A 21,363-nucleotide genomic window follows, 5' to 3' on the forward strand; every position below is an offset into this window, starting at 1 on the left:
CTTGAGCATCGAAGCAACAATGTTCGACCTGCGCCAGCTCCGCTATTTCATCACGGTGGCCGAAACCGGCAACGTCGGGCGTGCCGCCGAATTGCTGCACATCTCGCAGTCGCCGCTCAGCCGTCAGATCATTCAGCTGGAGGAGCAGCTGGGCGTCGCACTGTTCGAGAGGGCGAGGCAGCGTGTTCATCTCAATGCCGAGGGCCGCGCTTTTCTTGCCGAGGCGCGTGCGCTGCTGGCCCATGCAAGACGGCTCGAGGAACTCGGCCGCAATCTCGCCAGCGGTACGGTCGGCCGTCTCGCCATCGGTTATGTGGAAGGTGCGGTCCATGCCGGGCTTGTCGCTCGGATGCTGCGCCAGTTTCGCCGCGACCGGCCCGAATTTCATCTTCAACTGAAGGGTCAGCGTTCCGCCGCCCAGATCGAAGCGCTGCGCGAACGATCGCTCGATCTGGGCCTTGTCAACACGCCTCCTTCTGCCGATGATCCCGACATCGTCGCCATGCTCATCATGCGCGAGCCGCTGGTTCTGGCGATGCCGGAAGGCGATCCATTGGCAGAAATCGCGGAGATACTGCCGCAGCAACTGGACGGCCGTACCTGGATCACGGTGGTGCGCCAGCCTGACGACACCAACCGTAGCCAATTTCTCGCCGCCTGTGCGAAGGCCGGTTTCCTGCCCGACATAGCCTATGAGACGACCGATCCGTTGACGTCGTTGGGCTTGGTCAGCGCCGGGCTTGGGCTGGCGACGGTGCAGGCCAGCCTGCGGAGTGCCGCCCCGCTTCAGATCGTGTTTCGCGATCTGCCGTGGTTCGAACGCACCGTCTCGATCCATCTCGCCTGGCGGCGTCAGGACAAGCGTGCGGTCATCGGAGACTTGAGGAAGGCAGTAGGGAAGGAGTGAATAGTGAATAGACAGGCGCCGGTTTGGAAAGTCTTCTACTTCACCATTCACCATTCACCATTCACCATTCACCATTCACCATTCACCATTCACCATTCACCATTCACCATTCACTCTACATCTTATCAATCACCGACTGCACGCCCTCCGTCGGTGCATCGACGGAGAATCCCGCCACCATGATAGCGGCGACGATTGCTTCCGGATCCTCGACCACCAGCGGCTTGACCCGTTGCGCCGTGTGGATGAAGCCCTCCGCTGCCATGTGGTCGAGCAACGCCAGCATCGGATCCCAGAACCCTCCGACGTTGCCGAAGACGATCGGCTTGCGGTGATGGCCGAGCTGCGCCCAAGTCATGATCTCGACGATCTCCTCGACGGTGCCGATGCCGCCGGGCAACGCCACAAAGGCGTCGGATTTCTCGAACATCCTGTGCTTGCGCTCGTGCATGTTGTCGGTGACGACGAGCTCGTCGAGCCGGTTAAGCGCGGTTTCGGTCGCCTCCCTGTTGATCAGAAAACGCGGAATTATGCCGGTTACCTTGCCACCGGCCTTTAATGCCCCTTCAGCGACGGCACCCATGATACCTTTAGTGCCGCCGCCATAAATCAGACGCAGGCCGGACTTGGCGATCGAGCGGCCAAGCAGGTGTCCGGCCTTGATATAGGTTTCATCTCGGCCCGGGGACGAGCCGCAATAGACGCAGACAGATCGAATCGTGTTCATGTTATGATTGGTGATAGGGACTATTGGCATGGTCAAGCCCTGGGGCGGGCTTTTTCTTGTCGGCTTTGGTAAAACAGGCTAGACCGAAATTAGGTGGCTAAGGGGCAGGGAAACATGGCAATTAATCCATTGAAGGCGTTTTTGTTCGCGGCTGGCGGCTCTGTCGCCGCGGCGGGAACCGCCTATGTATCGGGCGCGCTCGACCCGTATCTCAATTCTACCCGGCCTGCGGAGGTCGCGGCGCTGACGCCGCCGGCTTCGAAACCGGCCGCTCCGGCGACCGAGGGCCGGCTGCCGCCTGCGTCTGCCGCGTCCACCGATGCGGCAGCGCCCGCCGCGCCGGCCACAGCAGGTGCAATCGTGCCGACCTTCGACATCGTGCGCGTCGAAAGCAACGGCTCGATCGTCGTCGCCGGCAATGCGGCGCCCAACGCCAAGGTCGAGATTCTCAACGGTTCGGCTGTCCTCGGCTCGACGGTCGCCGGTCCCGACGGCGCCTTTGCCATTATTCTCGACGATCCGCTGAAGCCCGGCGACTACACGATCACACTGCGCTCGACGGCTGGCAATGTCGTGACCGCCTCGGCGCAGACCGCCGTCGTTTCGATCCCCCAGAATTCCACCGGCCAGGTGCTGGCAATGGTCGAGGAGCCGGGCAAGCCGTCCGAACTGCTCACTGTTCCGGGCCCTCAGGCGAAATCTGACGCCTCGCCGCCTGTCGGCGAACAGGCGGCCGTTCAGCCACCCGCCACCGGCACCGAATTGCCGGCTGCCGCAGCGCCGGCGCCAGCCGCCCCGGCGGCTGATGTTCCAGCAGCGCCTGCTCCTGCCGCGCCGGCCGCTGTTGAAGCCGCGCCGGCTCCGGCAGCACCCGCCACACCGGCAGCGCCCGCCACTCCCGCGGCGGAGCCGAAGATCGTCGTCGAAGCTGTCGAAATCGACGGTAACAAGATTTTCGTTGCCGGCCTTGCCGATCCCGGCCGCAAGGTGCGTGCCTATGCCAACGATATCCTGCTCGGTGACGCGAAGACCTCGCCCGACCGCCACTTCCTGGTCGAAGCGACACGCGACATCCCGGTCGGCACCTACACCATCCACGTCGATGCGCTCGACGCCGACGGCGTGACGGTGGTGGCCCGTGCGGCTGTGCCGTTCGAGCGCGAGCCTGGTGAGGCGGTTGCGGCCGTGGCGCCGGCCGAGCAGAAGCCTGCCGGGATAAAACCAGCCGAGCCGAATGCTCCGGCGACCGAAGCCGCACCGGCAACGGCCGCCGAAACGCCCGCAACTGCCCCCGCTCCTGCAACCGAGGCCCCGGCCGAAATGGCTGTCGCAACGCCCCCGGGCGAAACTCCCGAGACCGTGGCGCCAAAGCTCGAACATGCCGATGGCGCAGTCATCATCCGCCGCCATGACACGCTGTGGCGGATTTCGCGGCGGGTCTATGGCCAGGGCATGCGCTACTCGACCATCTATCTCGCCAACCAGGACCAGATCAGCAATCCGAACCGCATCTGGCCGGGGCAGGTGTTCAAGGTGCCGGAGAAATCGAAGGAAGGCGAGCCCGCCGATCTCAAGGCAATGGGCGACCAGATGACGACGGCGCCAGTCAAGACCGAGTAGCCGTTCTGCCCATCAGGATAGCTTGCGGCAGGGCCAGTCATCGTTTATCGCCGATGGACGATGACCGAATCCCCCCTCGTAACGGACCGAAGCCGCGCGGCAGATGAACGCGCGCCGGCCAACTGCACGCCGGCCAACTGCACGCCGGATAGCCGCGCTGTCGCTGTCCGGCTCGCGGCCCTTTCGCATCCAGCGCGGATCGAAATTCTCAAACACCTTTCCGCAAGCCGTTCCTGCTGCTGTCGAGAGGTCGTCGAGCATCTCGACCTGGCGCAGTCCACCGTTTCCCAGCATTTGAAGATCCTGGTTGAGGCCGGGCTGATCCGCTTCGAGCCTGACCGCCAGCGCTCGCGCTATGAGCTCGACCGCGCCGCGCTCGCCGATGTTTCGGCATCGCTGGCCGCGCTGGTCGATTCCTGCTGCTCCGGCCGCTAAAATCATAAAGGTAAACAAGAATGGCCGAGAAAACCGTTTCCGCAGATTCCGGCTCGACCTTCAGAACGTTGCGCAATCTCTGGCCCTATATGTGGCCGGCCGACCGCGCCGACCTGAGGGCGCGCGTGGTGTGGGCAACCGTACTGCTGGTTGTCGCCAAGCTGACCCTGGTGGCCGGACCCTATTTCTTCAAATGGGCGACCGACGCACTGGCCGGCGATAGCAAATCGCCGCCGCCGCTGCCGGCCCTGTTGCTGGCGCCGGTCATGCTGGTCGTCGCCTACAATGCCGTGCGGCTGGTGCAGCTCGGCTTCAACCAGTTACGCGACGCCCTGTTTGCACGGGTCGGCCAGCATGCGGTGCGCCGGCTCGCCTTCCGCACCTTCGTGCACATGCACGAACTGTCGCTGCGCTTCCACCTCGAACGGCGCACCGGCGGACTGTCGCGCGTCATCGAGCGCGGCACCAAGGGCATCGAGACGATCGTCCGCTTCACCATGCTGGCGACGGCGCCGACAATCGTCGAATTCGCGCTCACCGCCGGCATCTTCGCCGTCGCCTATGGCTGGCTATACGTCTTGGTGATCGCGGTCACGGTCTGGCTCTATGTCTGGTTCACCGTTAGGGCGAGCGATTGGCGTATTTCGATCCGCCGTGAGATGAACGAAAGCGACAATGAAGCCAGCACGAAGGCGATCGACTCGCTGCTCAACTACGAAACAGTCAAATATTTCAATAACGAAGCCATGGAGGCCGAGCGGTTCGACCGGTCCACGGCGCGCTATGAGTTGGCGGCGACCAGGACCTGGACCTCGCTTGGCTGGCTGAACTTCGGCCAAGGTGTGATCTTCGGTATCGGCATGACCGTCGTCATGGTGATGTCGGCGCTCGAGGTGAAGGCGGGCACACAGAGCGTCGGCGATTTCGTCTTCGTCAACGCCATGCTCATACAGCTTTCGGTGCCGCTGAATTTCATCGGCATGATCTACCGCGAAATTCGCCAGGGCCTGACCGACATCGAAAACATGTTCGATCTGCTTGACGTCAAGCGTGAGATCGTCGATCGGCCGGGCGCCAAGCCGCTGGTCGTCGATGCCGGCAGGGTCGAGTTCCGCGACGTACATTTTTCCTACGACCCCAACCGCAAGATCCTGAAGGGCATCAGCTTCGAGGTGCCAGCCGGCAAGACGGTGGCCATCGTCGGCCCCTCCGGAGCCGGCAAGTCGACCATTTCGCGGCTTTTGTTTCGCTTCTACGACATCCAGCGCGGCAAGATTCTGATCGACGGCCAGGACATTCGCGACGTGACGCAGGAGAGCTTGCGCGCTGCCATCGGCATGGTGCCGCAGGACACGGTGCTGTTTAACGACACCATCGCCTACAACATCCGCTACGGCCGCGTCGGCGCCAGCGAGGAGGATGTGCGCAAGGCGGCAGAACTGGCCCAGATCGGACCGTTCATCGAGCGGCTGCCCGACGGCTATCGCTCAATGGTCGGCGAGCGCGGATTAAAACTGTCCGGCGGCGAGAAGCAGCGGGTGGCGATTGCCCGCACCATTTTGAAGGCACCGCCGATCCTGATGCTCGACGAGGCGACCTCGGCGCTGGACAGCCACACCGAGCAGGAGATCCAGGCGGCACTCGACCTGGTCAGCCAGGGCCGCACCACCCTCGTCATCGCCCATCGGCTGTCCACAGTGATTTCGGCCGACGAGATCATCGTCCTGCAGGATGGCCAGATCGCCGAGCGCGGCACCCATGTCGCCTTGATAGCCAAGCGCGGCCTTTATGCATCGATGTGGGACCGCCAGCGCGAGGCAAGCGAGGCCGAGGAGCGGCTGCGCATTGCCCGCGAAAGCGACGAGTTCGGCGTCGTCGTCCGCCGCCGCACCTCGGAGGTGAGCTGAAAATTCGTGCTTGACCTCAACTTAAGTTGAGATCGTAGGCCGTTTTGGATCGCAGCAAGATGCGTCGTTCAAAAACGGAGACAATCGATATGAATGGGATAAATCAGGCAGTTAGTGGCGGCAGTGTATTCCGGGTGGACAAGTTTGTCGTTCCGGCCAACGCCCGCGAGGAGATTCTTGCCAAGGTCCGGATGACGCATGATTTGCTGCGCCAGCAGCAAGGGTTCGTCCAGGATTTCCTGCTTGAGCAATTCTCGGGGCCGGGCGAGTTCAACCTCGTGACCATTGTCGAATGGGAAGGGCAGGCCGCCGTCGACAAGGTCGTGCCGATCATCAAGGCCGCGCATGAGCGCAGCGGCTTCAATCCTCAGGAGACCATCGCGCGACTTGGCGTCAAGGCCGATATTGCCAACTATCAGCGGATTCACGGGATGTAAGCTCTCTACGGCCAGCCGGCGCCCGGCGCAGTAGCGTCGACGCTGAGCACTTGGCCGGTACGGGCATCGCTGATCATATGTTCGAAGCCGCGCCATTCGGCGGCGACGATGAACAGCGTTTTTCCCTCGCTGCCGCCGAGCATGCAGGCAAAGCAGCCGCGGTCGACATCGACACTTTCGAGCATCGCGCCGCCCTCGCGCACCCGCACGCAATGCCGGTTGGGAACGTCGGCGTACCACGCCGCACCTTCGGCATCTAGGCAGATGCCGTCGGGAAAACCGTTGCCGAGATCGGCCCAGACCCTCCGGTTGGAAAGGCCACCATCGGCAGCGATGTCGAAGGCGGTCAGCCGGTTGGCGTGGGACTCGGCAACGATAAGCGTCTTGTTGTCAGGCGTCACCGCCATGCCATTGGCGAAGGCGAGGTTCTCAGCCACCTGCTGAACCGAGCCGTCAGGCGCGACCAGCACGATGGCGCCGGGGCCGAAATGCTGGCCGGGACCCGGAGCAGGCCCACCACCATTGACATAGATGTTGCCGCGTCCATCGACGACGATCTCGTTCCACGGGCTCTTTGATAGTTGTCTCAGATCGGCATGGGTGACCAATGTCCCGTCTGCCTCCTGCCTGAGGATCAGCCCTTCGCGGCCGGACACGACAAGCAGGCGCCCGTCCGGCAGCCAGTCAATGGAATAGGGCAGGGTGGCCGGCACGGTGAGCGCGATCTCGCTGTTGCCTAGGGCGTCAACGGCGATGATCTGGCCTGTGCCCCAGTTGCAGAACCACAGCCGGCCATCGTGCCAGCGCGGTGACTCGCCGAAGGCCAAGCCGTTCATCACCACTTGCACTTGCCTAGCTGCTGATTTCTGCATGGGCCGAGAACCTCCGGGTTTGCGCAAATCGTCATGGCCGAAAGGCCGATGAGAGGCGCTGTCTTGCCAAGGACGGGCGAGAGTGCTGCGTTCCGACAATCGCAATGAACATTTCCGGTTGATCACTTCGGCAGTCCGGATGCTGCTAACGGCATCCTGAAACGGCGGCGACCGCCACCCCCCGAGCGCTCTCATTGTCGCGTTGCGACCGCGGGGTGTTTCCGCTATTGAGGCCGGACTTGGAACCAAGGTTGCCCTCATCCCATGAGCCTCGTTGACACGATCAAGAATGCGTTCGTTCCGATCCATCGCGAGGGTTATCCCTTTATCGCTGCATTCGGCGCGGCGACGCTCTTTCTTGGCTATTTCTCCTCGACCCTGTTCTGGATCGGTCTCATCCTGACGGCCTGGTGCGCCTATTTCTTCCGCGATCCCGAGCGTGTCACGCCGATCGACGACCGGTTGGTTGTCAGCCCGGCCGACGGCATCGTTTCGGCGGTTGGCCCGGCAGTGCCGCCGCGCGAGCTTGGCCTCGGCGGCGGCGAAATGACCCGCATCTCGGTATTCATGAACGTCTTTTCCTGCCACGTTAACCGCTCTCCGGTGCGTGGCCGCATTTCCAGGATCGAGCATCGGCCAGGAAAATTCCTCAATGCCGAACTCGACAAGGCAAGCACCGAGAACGAGCGCAACGGGCTGGTCATCGAAAGCCCCAATGGAACGGTGGCCGCGGTGCAGATCGCCGGCCTCGTGGCGCGGCGCATCGTCTGCTGGGCCGAGCCCGGCGGCGCCATCGGCACCGGCGAGCGCTTCGGGCTGATCCGCTTTGGCTCGCGCGTCGATGTATTCCTGCCCTCGACCGCGACGCCGCGTGTCGCCGTCGGCCAGACCGCGGTTGGCGGTGAGACGGTGCTGGCGGAATTCGGCGGCGTTGCCGCAACGCCGCTCGTGCGGATCTCCTGACCGGTGGCCCCGCCGTTCAAGAAATTCGAGGCGCATGGCGGCGGTGGCCCGCGCATTCGCGAAATCCCGATGCGCATGGTGCTGCCCAATCTGGTCACGGTGCTCGCCATCTGCGCCGGCCTGTCCGGTATTCGCTTCGGCTTCGAGGGCCGCTTCGAGCCAGCGGTGGTGATGGTGCTGCTCGCGGCCTTCCTCGATGGTATCGACGGCCGTCTGGCGCGAATGCTGAAGGCGACTTCCAAATTCGGCGCCCAGATGGATTCGCTGGCCGATATCGTCAATTTCGGCGTGGCACCGGCGCTGGTGCTCTATGCCTTTCTGCTCGACAGGGCAGGTTCGCCGGGCTGGATCGCCGCGCTGCTGTTCACCATCGCCTGTGGGATGAGGCTTGCCCGTTTCAACGTGCTCGACGAAGAGCTCGACCGTCCGCAGTGGCAGACCGAATATTTCGTCGGCGTGCCGGCGCCGGCGGGTGCGGTGCTGGTGATGCTGCCGCTCTATCTGTTCTTCCTCAGGCTTGGGCTTGAACCCAGCCGCCTGGCAGCCTTCATTGCCACCGGCTTTACAATATTGGTGGCGTTCCTGCTGGTCAGCAGACTGCCCGTCTATTCCGGCAAGAGCGTCAGGATACCGGGCGACAGAGTGCTGCCGATCATCCTCGCAGTCGTCCTCTACGTCCTGCTTTTGATGACCTATCCCTGGTATACGCTGACGGCCTCGGTTGCCGGCTATCTGGTCTTCTTGCCGTTCAGCGTGCGCGCCTATTCGAGACGCGCCAAGCGCGAAGGCGAGAAGGTGCCGTCCTCGGATATTGGCTGACAGATTTGGTGCCAGTTCGCGTTGGGCCTGGCAGTGCATGATTCCGAAAAGGGTCGTCCGTTTAGACTCAGGACCGGCTCACACAGCGCGCGGCGCTGTGGAATGCACCTCAAAAACACCGGTTTCGGAACTTGCTGGGCGGCTAGACCGTTTGTGTTTGGTAGGTCCGTCTGAGCGGCTGCTCGTGGTACGTCATCTACGTCGCGCAAGCTGCCGCATCGGGCTCAGAACCATCGGAAACGAGGAGAAATGGCTGTCATCCTCATCGGCGTGTTACTGACTGTCGCCGGCCTCGTCTATATGGCGGTAGCAGCCATCATGCGCGGGCGGCTTAGTGAACCGGCCGCTGTCTCCACCGCGCCGGACAGTCCGACGCCTTATCTCGCAACACCAGGTCCGACCCTGGAGCCGCGGCGGCGCGGGCTCCGTTTTCTCGGCCTGTCGCAGAACTGGCCGGGCCTGCTGATGATGGCCGTCGGCGCCATTCTGCTGTTGTCGGTGGTGGTCTTCTAATGCATTCGCGCAAAAGTGTGCAGCGGTTTTGCGATAACGGCATGCATAAAAGCAAGAATCTAAAGCGTGTCGCACAAGGCCGGTCGAACGCGACGCGCTTTAGAGTTCTCGACAGCAAACCTCAGGCGGCTGCGCTCAGTCCCAGCCTCTCGAGTGCCAGCTTTCTAGTCGAGACATAGTCGGTCTTGCCGGAGCCCAGTACAGGGATCTCCTCGACCTTGACGATGTCGTTCGGCACCATCAGTTCGGCCGCGCCGGCTTTTTTGCCGAATTCGCGCAATTCGTGGGGATCGGCATTGTCGGCGGTGGTGACCAGAACGAGGCGCTCGCCGCGCCGCTTGTCCGGCACCGCTACCACGGCGTGATGCTCTTCCGGCCACAGCGACTGCACCAACATCTCGACCGCACCAAGCGATACCATCTCGCCGGCTATCTTCGCGAAGCGCTTGGCGCGGCCGCGAATGGTGATGAAGCCTTCGCGATCGACCGAAACGATATCGCCGGTGTCGTGCCAGCCTTCGAGCGGCTGCAACTCGCCAGGCCGGTCGCCGGTCATGTAGCCCATCATCAGGTTCGGCCCGTCGAGCCACAGCCGGCCGGCGTCGCTGATGCCTTCGACTGGTTCGAGTTTCATGCGCATGGCCGGCAGCAGCCGCCCGACCGTTCCATCGCGGCCGTGGATGGCGGTGTTGACGGCAACCACTGGTGCGGCCTCGGTCAAGCCAAAACCTTCGATGATCTCGGCCTGGAAGCGCTCGCGGTAAACCCGGCGCGTCTCCGGCTTCACCGCCTCGGCACCGGCCACGACGAAGCGCAGGCTGGAAAAATCGCCGTCCTTGGCGGTGCGGGCATAGTTGGCGAGGAACGTGTCGGTGCCGAACATCACCGTCGGCCGGACCTTGCGCGCCACCTCCGGAATAAGTTTGTAGTGGAGCGGTGACGGGTAGAGGAACAGCTTTACTCCGGTGACCAGCGGCAGGATGGTGCCGCCGGTCAGCCCGAACGAGTGGAACACCGGCAGCACGTTGAGCAGGATATCGGCCGGCGAGATGGTGATGCGAGCTTCCGCCTGCATCGCATTGGCAAGAAGGTTCCGGTGCGACAGCACCACGGCCTTGGGCGTGCCTTCCGAGCCGGAGGTGAACAGGATCACCGCCGGCTTGGCTGCATCCTGGCGCTGCAACGGCCAGCGCCACAGCAAGCCGGCTGCGGCCTTGTCCAGCACGGTCACGCTTGCGCGGACATCCTCCAGCCACAGCAGTTTCGCCCCGCCCTTTTCCACCGCCTCGACGATGTCGGCGAGGTTGGCCTTTTCGACAAAGGCGCGTGAGGAGACCACGGTACGGATCATCGCCGTGCGGATGGCGGCGGTGACGCTGGCCGGGCCGGCGGTATAGTTGATCATTGCTGCCACCCGCGCAGTCGACAAAAGTCCGACGAACGACAGCACGACGCCATTGGCGTTGGGCAGGAGCAGCCCAACCGCTTCGCCCGGCGCTGTTATTGCCTCGAACCGTCGGCCCAAAACCCTGGCGCCGATGAACACTTTCCGGTAGCTCAGGGCACCGCCAATGACGTCCTCGATTATTGGGTGCGAAGCGCCAACACGGTCGGCCGCATCGCGCATGGCGAGGAACAGCCCTCGGTCGAGATCACTGCCGAAAAGCCTGGCCTCGGCGAAGCGATCAAACAGCGCATTGGTGTTGGAGGCCTGATCTGGGTTCCGCGCCACCAGCTTGGCGATGGTCATCGGCTCCAGCGCGCTGATCGACAGCTGCGGAAACCAATGGCGCGGCGCCTTGTCCGCCGGCGTCAGCGAGGCCGGCAGGCTGCGTGCGCCGGCAACGAAGACCGGCACGATACGGGCGTCGGCCTGCATGGCGATACGGGTGATGGCGCGAAACAACCGAAACGACTTGACGTCTGGCTCGACCGCATCCGGCAGGTAAACGGCGAGCCGGCCCTTGCCCTTCAGCACCCGCACCAATCTGCGGCTGACGAAGACATGCTCGGCGTTGAAGGCGATGGTGCGGCCGAGCTCGCGCCACGGCTCCAGCCACGGCGATCTGGCCGAAGCCTGGTCGAGGATGTGCAGCGTGTCCTCCGGCAGCAGCGACAGCATCAGCGCCGGCTCGATGCGTGACTGATGCCAGATGACATAGATGACCGGGGTCACCGACCTGCGCGCAATCTTGATGCGCTCGTCGCTGATCCGGTAGGCGAGCTTGAACGGCACGTAGAGCAGCGCCTGGCTCAAACGCAGGCCGAGGCGGAACTTCTCCACCACGCCGATCAGCAGCCAGGCCGCGACAAGACCCGCAAGCAGCGCCAGTGTCAGGATCATCGCCGCATCTCCCAACGATCTCACGTCACGGCTCTTCAGTGGCCGCTTCGGGTGAGAACCTAGCCGAAGTTGGATCAACGTCAATGCGGCTCCATTTTTCCTTCTCTCCTATGTTTGATTCGGCTCGGCTGCCTATCGCAGCTACGCCGCTTTCATCCTTCCGCTGATGAAGCGGAATTCCTGCGTCTTGCCGCCAAAGCCATAGGCGGCCGCAGGCACTTCATGCACGAGGGCGTAGCTTTCCTCATGCACCTTACCCAGCAGCCGACCGAATGCCGCGAAAATTGCCTGCAGATACGCCTCCAGTTCGAGCTTGGTGTTGGTGCCGTCGACAACCTTGATGTCGAGCCAGGCCGTGTTGGTGCCATGCTCGGCCAGCGACTTGCCGCCGGCGAACCAGTGCTCGGGGTCGTGATAGGAAATGGCAACAGCTGTGATCGTCGCGTCCTTGCGCAGATGCGTGGCCGTCAGTTCGGTCACTTCCTTGGCAATGGCGGCGGACAAAGCGGCATCGGGCTTGCCGGTAACGCTGACATTGATGATCGGCATATTTCTTCTCCTCGGTTTCAAGCGGCGCCTCTTCGCCGTCGAGAAAATCATGCCATCATCCTTTGATCAAAAAAAATCGAATTGTTTTTTGATAAACACTTTGATAGTATCGAATTGTGCAGATGTTCGATCCCGACCTCCTCAAAACTTTCCTCGCTTTCGTCGATGGCGGTTCCCTGGCGCGGGCCGCGTCGATCGTCGGTCGCTCGCCGTCCGCAGTGACCGCGCAGATGCAGCGGCTGGAGGATGTTGTCGGCGAACCGCTGCTGGTGCCGCAGGGGCGAGGGCGCGGCCTGACGTCGGCAGGCGAGGATCTGATCGTTCACGCGCGTCGCATCCTTGCCGCGCACCGCGAGGCGTGGCTGGCCCTCAAAGGCGCGCACGCCGACGGGCGCGTCGCCATCGGCACCACGCAGGATTTCGCCGACAGCGGCTTGCCGCAGCTTCTCAGGGCTTTTGCTGTCAGCCATCCGCGCGTCAGGATCGAACTGCGCGTCGGCCGTTCCGCCGAACTGGCGCAGGCTTTGCAGGCCGGCACCCTTGATCTGGCCATTGCCATGCGACAGGTGCCGACACGGGACGAAGTCGGTGTGCTCAAGGAACCAATGATCTGGCTTTGCTCACAGAACGGGCTGGCCACCCGCCACGACGAACTGCCCTTGGCGCTGCTCGATCCCCATTGCGGGTTTCGCGAAGCGGCGACCAGTGCACTCGATGCGGCCGGCCGTCGCTACCGCATTGCTGCCGGCAGTGCCAGCCTTGCCGGCCTGCGCACGGCGGTGCACGCCGGCATCGCCTTGACGTTGAGGACGGCGCGCTTCGCGCATTCCGGCATCGTCGAGGCGCCGCGCGATCTTGATCTGCCGCCGGTGCCGGTCGCCGAATTCGCCGTCCGCTTGCGTGAGGATGCCGACCGGCCGGCGCAGGATCTGGCAGCGTTGTTCAGCGGCAACCTGGCCTTGGCCAATTGAGCCAGCAAAGAAAAAGCCGACCTTGCGGTCGGCTTCTAAGTAGGACGGGCCGAGGGGTTTGGGGGGACTTGGGGTGGCCCGTCGCAGCCATAATGCCTGAGCCCTATGATGGTTCCATGACTTTTCAAATTAATTTTCAGGACCGGATTTCTCGTGATCGGACCACCAACTCGCGCTCGGACGCGGCGAGGATTGGTCATGCATCCGCTGCGCGCTGCCTGGCCATCAGCCAGTCGCGGCCGGCGTGAGCGAACACCGCGCAAAGCACGATGGCGCCACCGACCATGCTGGCTGCCGGCGGGATCTCCGCCAGGAACAGGAAGGCAAACAGGATCGCGAATGGCACTTCAGCTGAACCCAGCAATCCGGACTCGGCCGCCGGAATAAGCCGGGTGCCCTCCGTCCACAGGATCGAAGCCAGCGCGAATGAGGCGCCGAAGGTGGCTAGAAGCACAGCGTCCCTGGCCGAGACAGCCAGCGGATCGGCGACGAACCAGCCGAGCACGAACAGAAGGAATGCCGACACCGCACCCGCCCACACCACCGGCGTGTCGCGGAAGGCGCGCACCATGATCATGTAGAGCGCGCTGCCGATCGTCATCAGCAGCGCCAGCCCGTCGCCGAACAAATGGCCGGTGCCGAAGCCGGACCAGACCATGATTGCCACACCGCATAGTGACACAGCAGCGGCCGCAAGCGTCTGCAGCCGGAACGGCTCGCGGACCAACAGGAGGGCCAGCAGCGCGGTGACGAACGGGGCCGTGGCATAGATGATCGCGACATTGGCGACAAACGTGAACTTGAACGCCGAGATAAAGGCGATGCTCGCGAGCGCGCCCTCGATCGCCAGCAGCCAGCCTCGCCAGCCGAGCCGCAAGCTGTCGCGACCGCCGGAGCGCTGGCGGCGCCATAGGACATAGAGACTGATCAGGATCGAGCCGACGAAGCCGCGCCAGCAGGTAATGGTCAGCGGGTCGGCATGGATCGATTTGGTCAGCACGCCGGTGAGGCCGAAAACGGCCGCCGATGCCGAGACCAGGATGATGCCGAGGGTACGCTCGCGGGCGCTTTCCACTGTGCATGGCATGTCCAGCGATCCCATCATCTCACCAGCCTACGCTGCCCTTCTTGACACCATAGCGTCAGCTTGAGGCGTCCTGCATCGAAAACAGCAGGTAGGCAGCCCCGATGAACAGGATTCCGGCAAGAACCCGTTCGCGGGTTTCCACGATGGCGATATCGGCCATATGTCCGGCGGCCTTACGAATGTGTTGCGAGAGACGGTGTGAAGGCGTTGGATGCTCCCCGTATCGTCAGGCTATACAGGCGAAACCCTGCCAAGCGCTACGCCAGTGGAGACTTGCGTTTGGGCAGACGGCATCGCCGTTAAGCAGCGAAGCCAGGCAACTATGGGAGAGAAACGAAATGGACGCGATCGCATTGAAGGCCATGCAGGCGCCGCTGAAGGTGGCCTATCGCGACGACGCCTCGCGCGCGCTGATTACTCTCCGCGCCAAAGGCTCGATCGACGACCAATCGATCGCCTGCAAGGTCGAGACAGGCAGGGCGATCGCCATTGCCGGGCTGCATCCGGCGACCGGCGGCACCGGGCTCGAACTCTGCTCCGGCGACATGCTGCTGGAGGCACTGGTGGCTTGCGCCGGCGTCACGCTGAAGGCGGTAGCGACGGCGCTGGAATTCAAGCTTGGGGCCGCCACGGTGGAAGCCGAAGCCGACCTAGACTTTCGCGGCACGCTTGGCGTGGCAAAGGATGCGCCGGTTGGCTTCCGCGCCATCCGGCTGACATTTGGCCTCGACACCGACGAGCCGCAGGAGCGCATCGATGCGCTGCTCAAGCTGACCGAGCGCTACTGCGTCGTGTTCCAGACCATCAGCCAGAAGCCGGAGCTGACGGTAAGCGCGCGACGCTGACGATCTCCCCCTCGAGGGGGAGATGTCGCCGAAGGCGACAGAGGGGGTTGTCTCGCGTGAACCGCCAACCGTTGCAGCAGGCCGAGCCCGGTCGGACCAACCCCCTCTGGCCTGTCGGCCATCTCCCCCTCAAGGGGGGAGATCACGCTGTCCTACTGCGCCGACGGCTCCTCGGCGTCGCCCTCGTCGGCGAAGGGCGAGGCGCTCGGCACGCACTGCACCGACCAGCCGGCCGGCGTCGGTTGCTTCTGGTATTCGGTTATGGCGAAGGCGCACTGTTCGCGGGTGTCGAATGTGCTGGGCAGCACGACCATGCCGCCTTGCGGGCCGGCGATCACCAGATACCAGACTAACGCTACGCTCGGTGCCGCCATGAGTATTTCCTCGCTCTGCTTGTTTTGGGAGTCGCACGATCCTAGCAACTCCGGCCCAGCGGCGAAAGCTGGGCCAAAGCGCGGCGTTAAGCCACGGCATCACAGCCACGTGACGTCGGGTCGTTTTGGTTCAGTTCACCGCAAAACAATAGAACAGGCCGTCGCCGCCGGTGCCCTTCAGCGCTTCCTGGCTGCAGCCACCGCGTGACGCATGCGAGGAATTCCACGATTTGGCGGCTGCCGAATCATCGAGGCCGGTACGATCGTGATGACCCATCATCGCCACACCTTCTGCTCCGCTCAGCGTCCAGTCGCCGCAGGTCTGGTCGGCTATTTTCGTGCCATCCGGCTTGGAGCCGGTCAACACGTCGTGCCGGTTGGGCGTGTCGCCGCGGCCGTTGACCATTTGGCCCTTTTCGTCGAGTGCCGTCTGTCTGCGACGACGCGGCGCCGATTACTGCAAGCAGCGCGGCGGCAGTCAAGAGAAGCAGCCTCCGCATATGGTCCTCCGTTTCTCGAATTGTGGCACCCGAACAACGTTGGTGCCGGCGCAATTCTTCCGGCAAAATGCGATATGTGGCTACTCCGGCTGCCGGTAGGCGACAAAGCGATTGTGCTTGGCCTGGAAGATCAGCCCGGTCTCCTTGAGCGTAGGGCTGGCCAGCGGCACGATACGCTTGGCGATCTCCGAAGGGTGCGGCAGTGTTTCAGGATCCTCGCCGGGTACGGCCTGCGCCCGCATCGCGGTGCGCGTTGCCCCGGGATCGGCGGCATTGACCCTGAGCGGCAGGTTTTCGGTCTCATGCGCCCATGAACGCGTCATGGCCTCGACCGCCGCCTTCGACGCCGCATAAGGCGCCCAGAAGGCGCGTGCGGAGTGGGCAAGGCTGGAGCTCAGCACGATAGCACGGCCGGCATCGGAAAGCCTGAGCAGCGGGTCGACCGAGCGGATCAGCCGCCATGTTGCGGTGACGTTGATGGTCATCACCTTCTCGAAGGTCTTGGCCTCGACATGGCCGATCGGGGCGATGACGCCGAGCACAGCGGCGTTGGCGACCAGTATGTCGAGCTTGCCCCAGCGCTCGTGGATGGCGCCGCCCAGCCGGTCGATCCCCGCCATGTCGGCAAGATCGAGCGGTACCAGCGTCGCCTGTCCGCCACCTGCCTTGATCTGGTCGTCGAGTTCTTCCAACCCGCCGACGGTGCGAGCAACCGCAATCACATGCGCACCGGCCGCGGCAAGCTCCCTGGCGACGAAATAGCCGATACCGCGCGAGGCGCCGGTGACGACCGCAACGCGGCCGGAGAGATCGAGGGGAGGGGTCATGAGCTATTCTTGGGTTGCTGGTCTAAGAACGACAGCTGAATGAAGGCAATCAATTGTTTGGCGGAATTCTCGTCAAGAGGGGCAAAAACCGTTGCATCACCACCAATGGCTTTGACGACGACATACTTGTCCTGAGTCTCCCTCGCCTCTCTAGCTTGGCAAAAAAGAAATCCATTACCGAGAGGCGTATCGATATCGACCTCAGATCTAATCTGATCTTTGAGCAAGGATTTTGCAAATGAGAGTGAATCCTTGAGGGCTTGCCATAAGCCTCGTCGAGCGCTCATGTCTTACCCCCGTCCGGATCGGAATTCTAAGACCCGCCCGCCGCCAGTAGCGACAGCGTGCGCACATTGTCGGAGCCTTCGAAGTCGGCAAGCCGGGTCGGATACTGGCCGGTGAAGCAGGCGTCGCAGAATTGCGGCTGCTCGTTGTCGCGGCCGGCCTCGCCGACGGCGCGGTAGAGCCCGTCGATCGACAGGAAGCCGAGCGAATCGACGCGGATGAACTCGGCCATCTCCTCCACCGACATGCGCGACGCCAGCAGCTTCGACTTTTCCGGTGTGTCGACGCCGTAAAAGCAGGAGGCGCGCGTCGGCGGCGAAGCGATGCGCATATGCACTTCCTTGGCGCCGGCATCGCGCACCATCTGGACGATCTTCTGGCTGGTGGTGCCGCGCACGATCGAATCGTCGACCAGCACCACGCGCTTGCCTTCGATCATGCGGCGGTTGGCGTTGTGCTTGAGCTTGACACCCATGTGGCGGATCGAATCGCCGGGCTGGATGAAGGTGCGGCCAACATAGTGATTGCGGATGATGCCGAGCTCGAACGGAATGCCCGCGGCCTGCGAAAAGCCGATCGCCGCCGGCGTGCCCGAATCCGGCACCGGCACGACGATGTCGGCCTCGACCGGACTTTCCTGCGCCAGCTCGGCGCCGATGCGCTTGCGCACTTCATAGACGTTGCGGCCTTCGACCGACGAATCCGGCCGCGCGAAATAGACATATTCGAAGATGCAGAAGCGGGTCTTCTGCGGCTCGAACGGGAACAGGCTTTCGATGCCCTTGCTGGTGACGACGACCATTTCGCCGGGCTTCAGGTCGCGCACGAAACGCGCACCGATAATATCGAGCGCGCAGGTCTCGGAGGCGAGAATCCAGGCGCCGTCGAGATCGCCGAGCACCAGCGGGCGGATGCCGAGCGGGTCGCGGCACCCGATCATCTTCTTGGACGTCATCGCCACCAGCGAGAAGGCGCCTTCGACTTGGCGCACCGCATCGATGAAGCGCGAATTCAGGTCGCGCTCCTTGCTGGTGGCAACCAGGTGCAGGAGCGTTTCGGTGTCGGAGGTGGAAGAGAAGATGGCGCCTTGCTTCTGCAGGGCGCGCTGAACGGTCATGGCGTTGGTGAGATTGCCGTTATGGGCGACGGCAAAGCCGCCATCGGCAAGTTCGGCAAAGAAAGGCTGGATATTGCGCAGACCGGCGCCGCCGGTGGTGGCATAGCGTGTGTGGCCGATGGCACGGTTGCCTTGCAGGCTGTCGATGACACGCTGCTTAGTAAAGGTGTCGCCGATCAGGCCGACATGGCGCTCGACATGGAATTGGGTGCCGTCATAGGAAACGATGCCGGCCGCTTCCTGGCCTCGATGCTGCAACGCATGCAGACCGAGCGTTACGATGGCTGCGGCGTCCTGCCGGCCGAAAATGCCGAACACGCCGCATTCGTCGTGGAAATGGTCGTCGGCTTCGGCGGAAAGCACGTCGTCTGCGTCTGCCACTGAGGCTGCCATTGGGGCTCAAGCTCCGCTAAAGTCGCCATATAAGGTCATAGCGCATCGAAAGCAACGCACGTCGTGCGGCGTTCACATGATCGACAGTCTTGAGCCTGGCAAGTCTGTCGAAATCAGTTTGCCGGCGCCGGGTTTGCAGGTGCCGGCGTCGCGGGCGCATTGTCGGCCGGCGGCGCATCGCTGTCGTCGGGTGCCGGAGCAGTGGTGTCGTCGCCGGCGGCAGGGGCTTCCGCTGCAGGCGCGTCGGGGGCCAGAGGCGTCTCGGTGGCCGGCTGATTCGGATTGAGCTTGTTGAGGATGGCGTTTTCCGGATCCTCGGGCAGCAGGCTTTCGAGCTTGGCGCCGATCGATTCGAGCAACGGCTTTGACTTGGCGTTGGCAATCCAGCCTGGAGCCTTGGCGCCGGCCAGCCAATTGAAGAAAAGCAGCGCGACAGCGACGACCAGGATGCCGCGCGCCGCGCCATAGAGGAAGCCAAGTGTACGATCGAGCGCGCCGATCCTGGAATCGATGATCCAGTCGGCGAGCTTCATGGTGATGACCGAAACGACGATCAGCGCGACAATGAAGACGATACCGGCGGCCGCCGCCATGGCGGCCTTTTCATTGTCGACATAGGGCTGAATGTAAGGCAGCACCGGCTTGTAGAAGAAGAAGGCGGCGGCCGCGGCGGCTGCCCAGGAGATGATCGACAGGATCTCGCGCGAAAAGCCGCGAACCATTGCGAGCATCGCCGAGACCAGGGTGAAGCCGACGAGTATTCCGTCAAGCAGCGTAATCGGCATGTTTTTCGCCCCACTCCGATCTCTTTTTCACGACTCGACGAGCCGCATCACTCTTGCTCGTCGGCGCGGCTGCGCCGAGAGCCGGCTATGCGCGCCACGAGATCGGCAAGCTCGGTGGGCTGGAAAGCGCCGGCTCCGATCCCCCCGACCCCATTGCCGCCAACAAGTTCCTCGCTGCCCAAGGGCAGAACCGCGCGTCCGAAACCCAGCTTTTCGGCTTCCTTGAGGCGCTGCTGCGCATGCGCAACCGGCCTCACCGCACCCGAAAGGCTGATTTCGCCGAAATAGACGCAATCGGCGGGAAGGGCAAGACCGGTGAGCGAGGAAACCAGTGCCGCCGCCACTGCCAGGTCGGCCGCCGGCTCCGAAATGCGGTAGCCGCCGGCAACGTTGAGATAGACGTCGTGCGTGCCGAAACGGACGCCGCAATGGGCTTCCAGAACCGCCAGGATCATCGACAGCCGGGCACCGTCCCAGCCGACGACGGCGCGGCGCGGTGTGCCCAGCGTCGATGGCGCCACCAGCGCCTGGATCTCGACCAGCACCGGCCGTGTGCCTTCCATGCCGGCGAAAACCGCGGCACCCGGCGACTTCGCATGGCGCTCACCGAGGAAAAGCTCGGACGGGTTGGCGACTTCCCGCAAGCCCTTGTCCGACATTTCGAAGACGCCGATCTCATCGGTTGGCCCGAAGCGATTCTTGACCGTGCGCAGGATGCGGTAGTGGTGGCCGCCTTCGCCCTCGAAATAGAGCACCGCGTCGACCATGTGCTCGACGACGCGCGGTCCGGCGATCTGGCCCTCCTTGGTGACGTGGCCGACCAGAACGATCGCCGCCCCTGTGGATTTTGCGTAGCGGATCATCGCCTGGGCGGCGGCACGCACCTGGGTCACCGTGCCGGGCGCCGAATCGGCCATATCGGTCCACAGCGTCTGGATCGAATCGAGAATGACCAGATCCGGCCGCTTGCCATCGGCGATGGTGGCGAGGATGTCCTCGACATTGGTCTCGGCGGCGAGCTCGACCGGGGTGTCGGCGACGCCGAGCCGCTGGGCGCGCAGCCTGATCTGGGCGACGGCTTCTTCGCCCGAGACATAGACGATGCGGTGGCCCTTTGCTGCCAGTGCGGCGGCGGCCTGGGTGAGCAGCGTCGACTTGCCGATGCCGGGATCGCCGCCGACCAGCAGCGCCGAGCCGCGCACGAAGCCGCCGCCGGTGGCGCGGTCGAGTTCGCCGATGCCGGAGACGATGCGCGGCGCGTCCTCGATGTCGCCGGAGAGGCTGGTCAGCACCACCGCGCGGCCCTTGCGTGCATTGCGCGTATTGGCCGGGCCGGAACCTATGCCGCCTGACGTGCCTTCCTCGACCAGCGTGTTCCACTCGCCGCAGGCATCGCATTTGCCGGCCCAGCGCTGATGCACCGATCCGCAATTCTGACAGATGAACTGGATACGGGACTTGGCCATCAGTTTATTGGTTCCAAGAGGTATTTGGAACGATCCCAGTAAATCGGCAAAGCATTTTCGACTGTATCGAAATGAGTGCGGCGCTGGCCGTTGCTCTGAGCCCAATTGTCGTATGCCGACCAACATGCATAGATGAACAAATTTACCGCCAAATCATTGTCTCGCCTGACTTCTTCATGCAGCGTTTCGAACAATCGCCTGAGCGCTAACGAGAGGCGGCGGTCCTGAAGCCGATGCATGAGAAGGAATGCACACCCGATCGCAGCGACAGACGTACTCTGCCGAGAGTCCCCTGACCAAAGTGCCAAAAGGCCCAGAAGATCATCGATGTCGCGAGTCGTTCCCAGCTTCCAAATCCGATAGAGGCCGGTCACTGCCGCGCTTCGCGTATAGTCTTCGACATGCTTGGCAAGGAATTTCCTCACCAATTCAACGTTCTCGGGCGTCGGTTCGCTCGAGTAGCAGAACACCAGCAAACCGGCGTGCGATTCCGTGCGAGAAATTGACCCGGCAGATCTCAAATATTCAGTGAGTTGCGCGCGTTCATCCTCGGAGATGTCATACTCTTCGAATTTTATCCTTTGGTAGATATCGCTAAAGTCCAATCGGCTGCTCCGCGA

At 63.2% G+C, this 21,363-nt stretch carries 22 protein-coding genes and 1 pseudogene; 10 read left to right on the forward strand and 13 right to left on the reverse strand.

All coding sequences use genetic code 11. The annotated features are described in order from the left end of the window. Position 1: 1 nt before the first annotated feature. Positions 2-907, forward strand: coding sequence for a LysR family transcriptional regulator (locus NKI70_RS08160; RefSeq protein WP_352569659.1), 906 nt, complete (start codon positions 2-4; stop codon positions 905-907). A 115-nt stretch (positions 908-1,022) separates the two neighbouring features. Here the strand turns inward: NKI70_RS08160 and NKI70_RS08165 are convergent, their stop codons facing one another. Further along, a complete protein-coding gene (locus NKI70_RS08165) occupies positions 1,023-1,634 on the reverse strand; it encodes an LOG family protein (RefSeq protein ID WP_352569662.1) in 612 nt (203 codons plus the stop codon). 114 nt (positions 1,635-1,748) lie between these two features. Between NKI70_RS08165 and NKI70_RS08170 the strand changes: the two genes are divergently transcribed. The 4 genes from NKI70_RS08170 to NKI70_RS08185 all read left to right on the forward strand — a co-directional run bounded on the left by NKI70_RS08170 (position 1,749) and on the right by NKI70_RS08185 (position 6,033). Further along, positions 1,749-3,254: a LysM peptidoglycan-binding domain-containing protein gene (locus NKI70_RS08170; protein WP_352569664.1), complete on the forward strand. Its 1,506-nt coding sequence runs from the start codon at positions 1,749-1,751 to the stop codon at positions 3,252-3,254. 60 nt (positions 3,255-3,314) lie between these two features. After that, positions 3,315-3,689: an ArsR/SmtB family transcription factor gene (locus NKI70_RS08175; protein ID WP_023677733.1), complete on the forward strand. Its 375-nt coding sequence runs from the start codon at positions 3,315-3,317 to the stop codon at positions 3,687-3,689. Between the two features lie 20 nt (positions 3,690-3,709). Further along, positions 3,710-5,596, forward strand: a complete 1,887-nt coding sequence (locus NKI70_RS08180; protein WP_352569666.1) for an ABCB family ABC transporter ATP-binding protein/permease — start codon at positions 3,710-3,712, stop codon at positions 5,594-5,596. A gap of 89 nt (positions 5,597-5,685) precedes the next feature. Continuing rightward, positions 5,686-6,033: an antibiotic biosynthesis monooxygenase gene (locus NKI70_RS08185; RefSeq protein WP_352569818.1), complete on the forward strand. Its 348-nt coding sequence runs from the start codon at positions 5,686-5,688 to the stop codon at positions 6,031-6,033. Between the two features lie 5 nt (positions 6,034-6,038). Here NKI70_RS08185 and NKI70_RS08190 read toward each other — a convergent pair whose 3' ends face one another. Beyond that, positions 6,039-6,905: an SMP-30/gluconolactonase/LRE family protein gene (locus tag NKI70_RS08190; protein ID WP_352569668.1), complete on the reverse strand. Its 867-nt coding sequence runs from the start codon at positions 6,903-6,905 to the stop codon at positions 6,039-6,041. A 264-nt stretch (positions 6,906-7,169) separates the two neighbouring features. On the opposite strand from NKI70_RS08190, the gene NKI70_RS08195 reads away from it, so the two are divergent. The 3 genes from NKI70_RS08195 (at position 7,170) to NKI70_RS08205 (ending at position 9,200) form a co-directional block, all read left to right on the forward strand. After that, a complete protein-coding gene (locus NKI70_RS08195) occupies positions 7,170-7,868 on the forward strand; it encodes a phosphatidylserine decarboxylase (protein ID WP_023677729.1) in 699 nt (232 codons plus the stop codon). Between the two features lie 3 nt (positions 7,869-7,871). Beyond that, a complete protein-coding gene (locus tag NKI70_RS08200) occupies positions 7,872-8,687 on the forward strand; it encodes a CDP-alcohol phosphatidyltransferase family protein (protein ID WP_023677728.1) in 816 nt (271 codons plus the stop codon). A gap of 249 nt (positions 8,688-8,936) precedes the next feature. Next, positions 8,937-9,200 (forward strand): hypothetical protein, encoded by a 264-nt coding sequence (locus NKI70_RS08205; RefSeq protein ID WP_023677727.1) that lies wholly within the window; start codon positions 8,937-8,939, stop codon positions 9,198-9,200. A gap of 121 nt (positions 9,201-9,321) precedes the next feature. Here the strand turns inward: NKI70_RS08205 and NKI70_RS08210 are convergent, their stop codons facing one another. After that, entirely contained in the window at positions 9,322-11,544 is a 2,223-nt protein-coding gene (locus NKI70_RS08210; RefSeq protein WP_352698787.1) for an AMP-binding protein, read from the reverse strand. A gap of 141 nt (positions 11,545-11,685) precedes the next feature. Next, positions 11,686-12,093, reverse strand: coding sequence for a tautomerase family protein (locus NKI70_RS08215; RefSeq protein WP_023677725.1), 408 nt, complete (start codon positions 12,091-12,093; stop codon positions 11,686-11,688). Positions 12,094-12,209: 116 nt separating this feature from the next. Here NKI70_RS08215 and NKI70_RS08220 point away from each other — a divergent pair, with 116 nt between their 5' ends. Beyond that, the gene (locus tag NKI70_RS08220) at positions 12,210-13,064 is read left to right on the forward strand and encodes a LysR substrate-binding domain-containing protein (RefSeq protein WP_352691795.1); all 855 of its coding nucleotides are present in this window, start codon (positions 12,210-12,212) and stop codon (positions 13,062-13,064) included. A 196-nt stretch (positions 13,065-13,260) separates the two neighbouring features. On the opposite strand, the gene NKI70_RS08225 is transcribed toward NKI70_RS08220, so the two are convergent. Next, positions 13,261-14,169: a DMT family transporter gene (locus NKI70_RS08225; protein WP_502897760.1), complete on the reverse strand. Its 909-nt coding sequence runs from the start codon at positions 14,167-14,169 to the stop codon at positions 13,261-13,263. A gap of 320 nt (positions 14,170-14,489) precedes the next feature. Between NKI70_RS08225 and NKI70_RS08230 the strand changes: the two genes are divergently transcribed. Further along, positions 14,490-14,996, forward strand: a complete 507-nt coding sequence (locus NKI70_RS08230; RefSeq protein WP_352698641.1) for an OsmC family protein — start codon at positions 14,490-14,492, stop codon at positions 14,994-14,996. Between the two features lie 152 nt (positions 14,997-15,148). Here NKI70_RS08230 and NKI70_RS08235 read toward each other — a convergent pair whose 3' ends face one another. The 8 genes and pseudogenes from NKI70_RS08235 to NKI70_RS08270 all read right to left on the reverse strand — a co-directional run bounded on the left by NKI70_RS08235 (position 15,149) and on the right by NKI70_RS08270 (position 21,348). Then, the gene (locus NKI70_RS08235; RefSeq protein ID WP_254820234.1) at positions 15,149-15,370 is read right to left on the reverse strand and encodes a hypothetical protein; all 222 of its coding nucleotides are present in this window, start codon (positions 15,368-15,370) and stop codon (positions 15,149-15,151) included. A gap of 130 nt (positions 15,371-15,500) precedes the next feature. After that, a pseudogene (locus NKI70_RS08240) lies at positions 15,501-15,806 on the reverse strand (hypothetical protein); the annotation flags it as partial. A 144-nt stretch (positions 15,807-15,950) separates the two neighbouring features. Continuing rightward, positions 15,951-16,697, reverse strand: a complete 747-nt coding sequence (locus NKI70_RS08245; protein ID WP_023677719.1) for an SDR family NAD(P)-dependent oxidoreductase — start codon at positions 16,695-16,697, stop codon at positions 15,951-15,953. Continuing rightward, entirely contained in the window at positions 16,694-16,984 is a 291-nt protein-coding gene (locus NKI70_RS08250) for a hypothetical protein (protein WP_023677718.1), read from the reverse strand. The genes NKI70_RS08245 and NKI70_RS08250 overlap by 4 nt, the downstream gene beginning before the upstream one ends. Positions 16,985-17,010: 26 nt before the next feature. Further along, the gene (gene purF, locus NKI70_RS08255; protein WP_023677717.1) at positions 17,011-18,480 is read right to left on the reverse strand and encodes an amidophosphoribosyltransferase; all 1,470 of its coding nucleotides are present in this window, start codon (positions 18,478-18,480) and stop codon (positions 17,011-17,013) included. 125 nt (positions 18,481-18,605) lie between these two features. Continuing rightward, positions 18,606-19,277, reverse strand: coding sequence for a CvpA family protein (locus tag NKI70_RS08260; protein ID WP_352698639.1), 672 nt, complete (start codon positions 19,275-19,277; stop codon positions 18,606-18,608). 47 nt (positions 19,278-19,324) lie between these two features. Continuing rightward, on the reverse strand, positions 19,325-20,743 hold the full coding sequence (gene radA, locus NKI70_RS08265; RefSeq protein WP_352453216.1) for a DNA repair protein RadA: 1,419 nt from the start codon (positions 20,741-20,743) through the stop codon (positions 19,325-19,327). After that, positions 20,743-21,348 (reverse strand): hypothetical protein, encoded by a 606-nt coding sequence (locus NKI70_RS08270; RefSeq protein ID WP_023677715.1) that lies wholly within the window; start codon positions 21,346-21,348, stop codon positions 20,743-20,745. Before NKI70_RS08270 ends, radA begins: the two co-directional genes overlap by 1 nt. Between the last annotated feature and the right edge of the window lie 15 nt (positions 21,349-21,363).

Origin of the sequence: Mesorhizobium sp. M0500, from assembly GCF_040321165.1 — a bacterium.
Classification (GTDB): Bacteria; Pseudomonadota; Alphaproteobacteria; order Rhizobiales; family Rhizobiaceae; genus Mesorhizobium.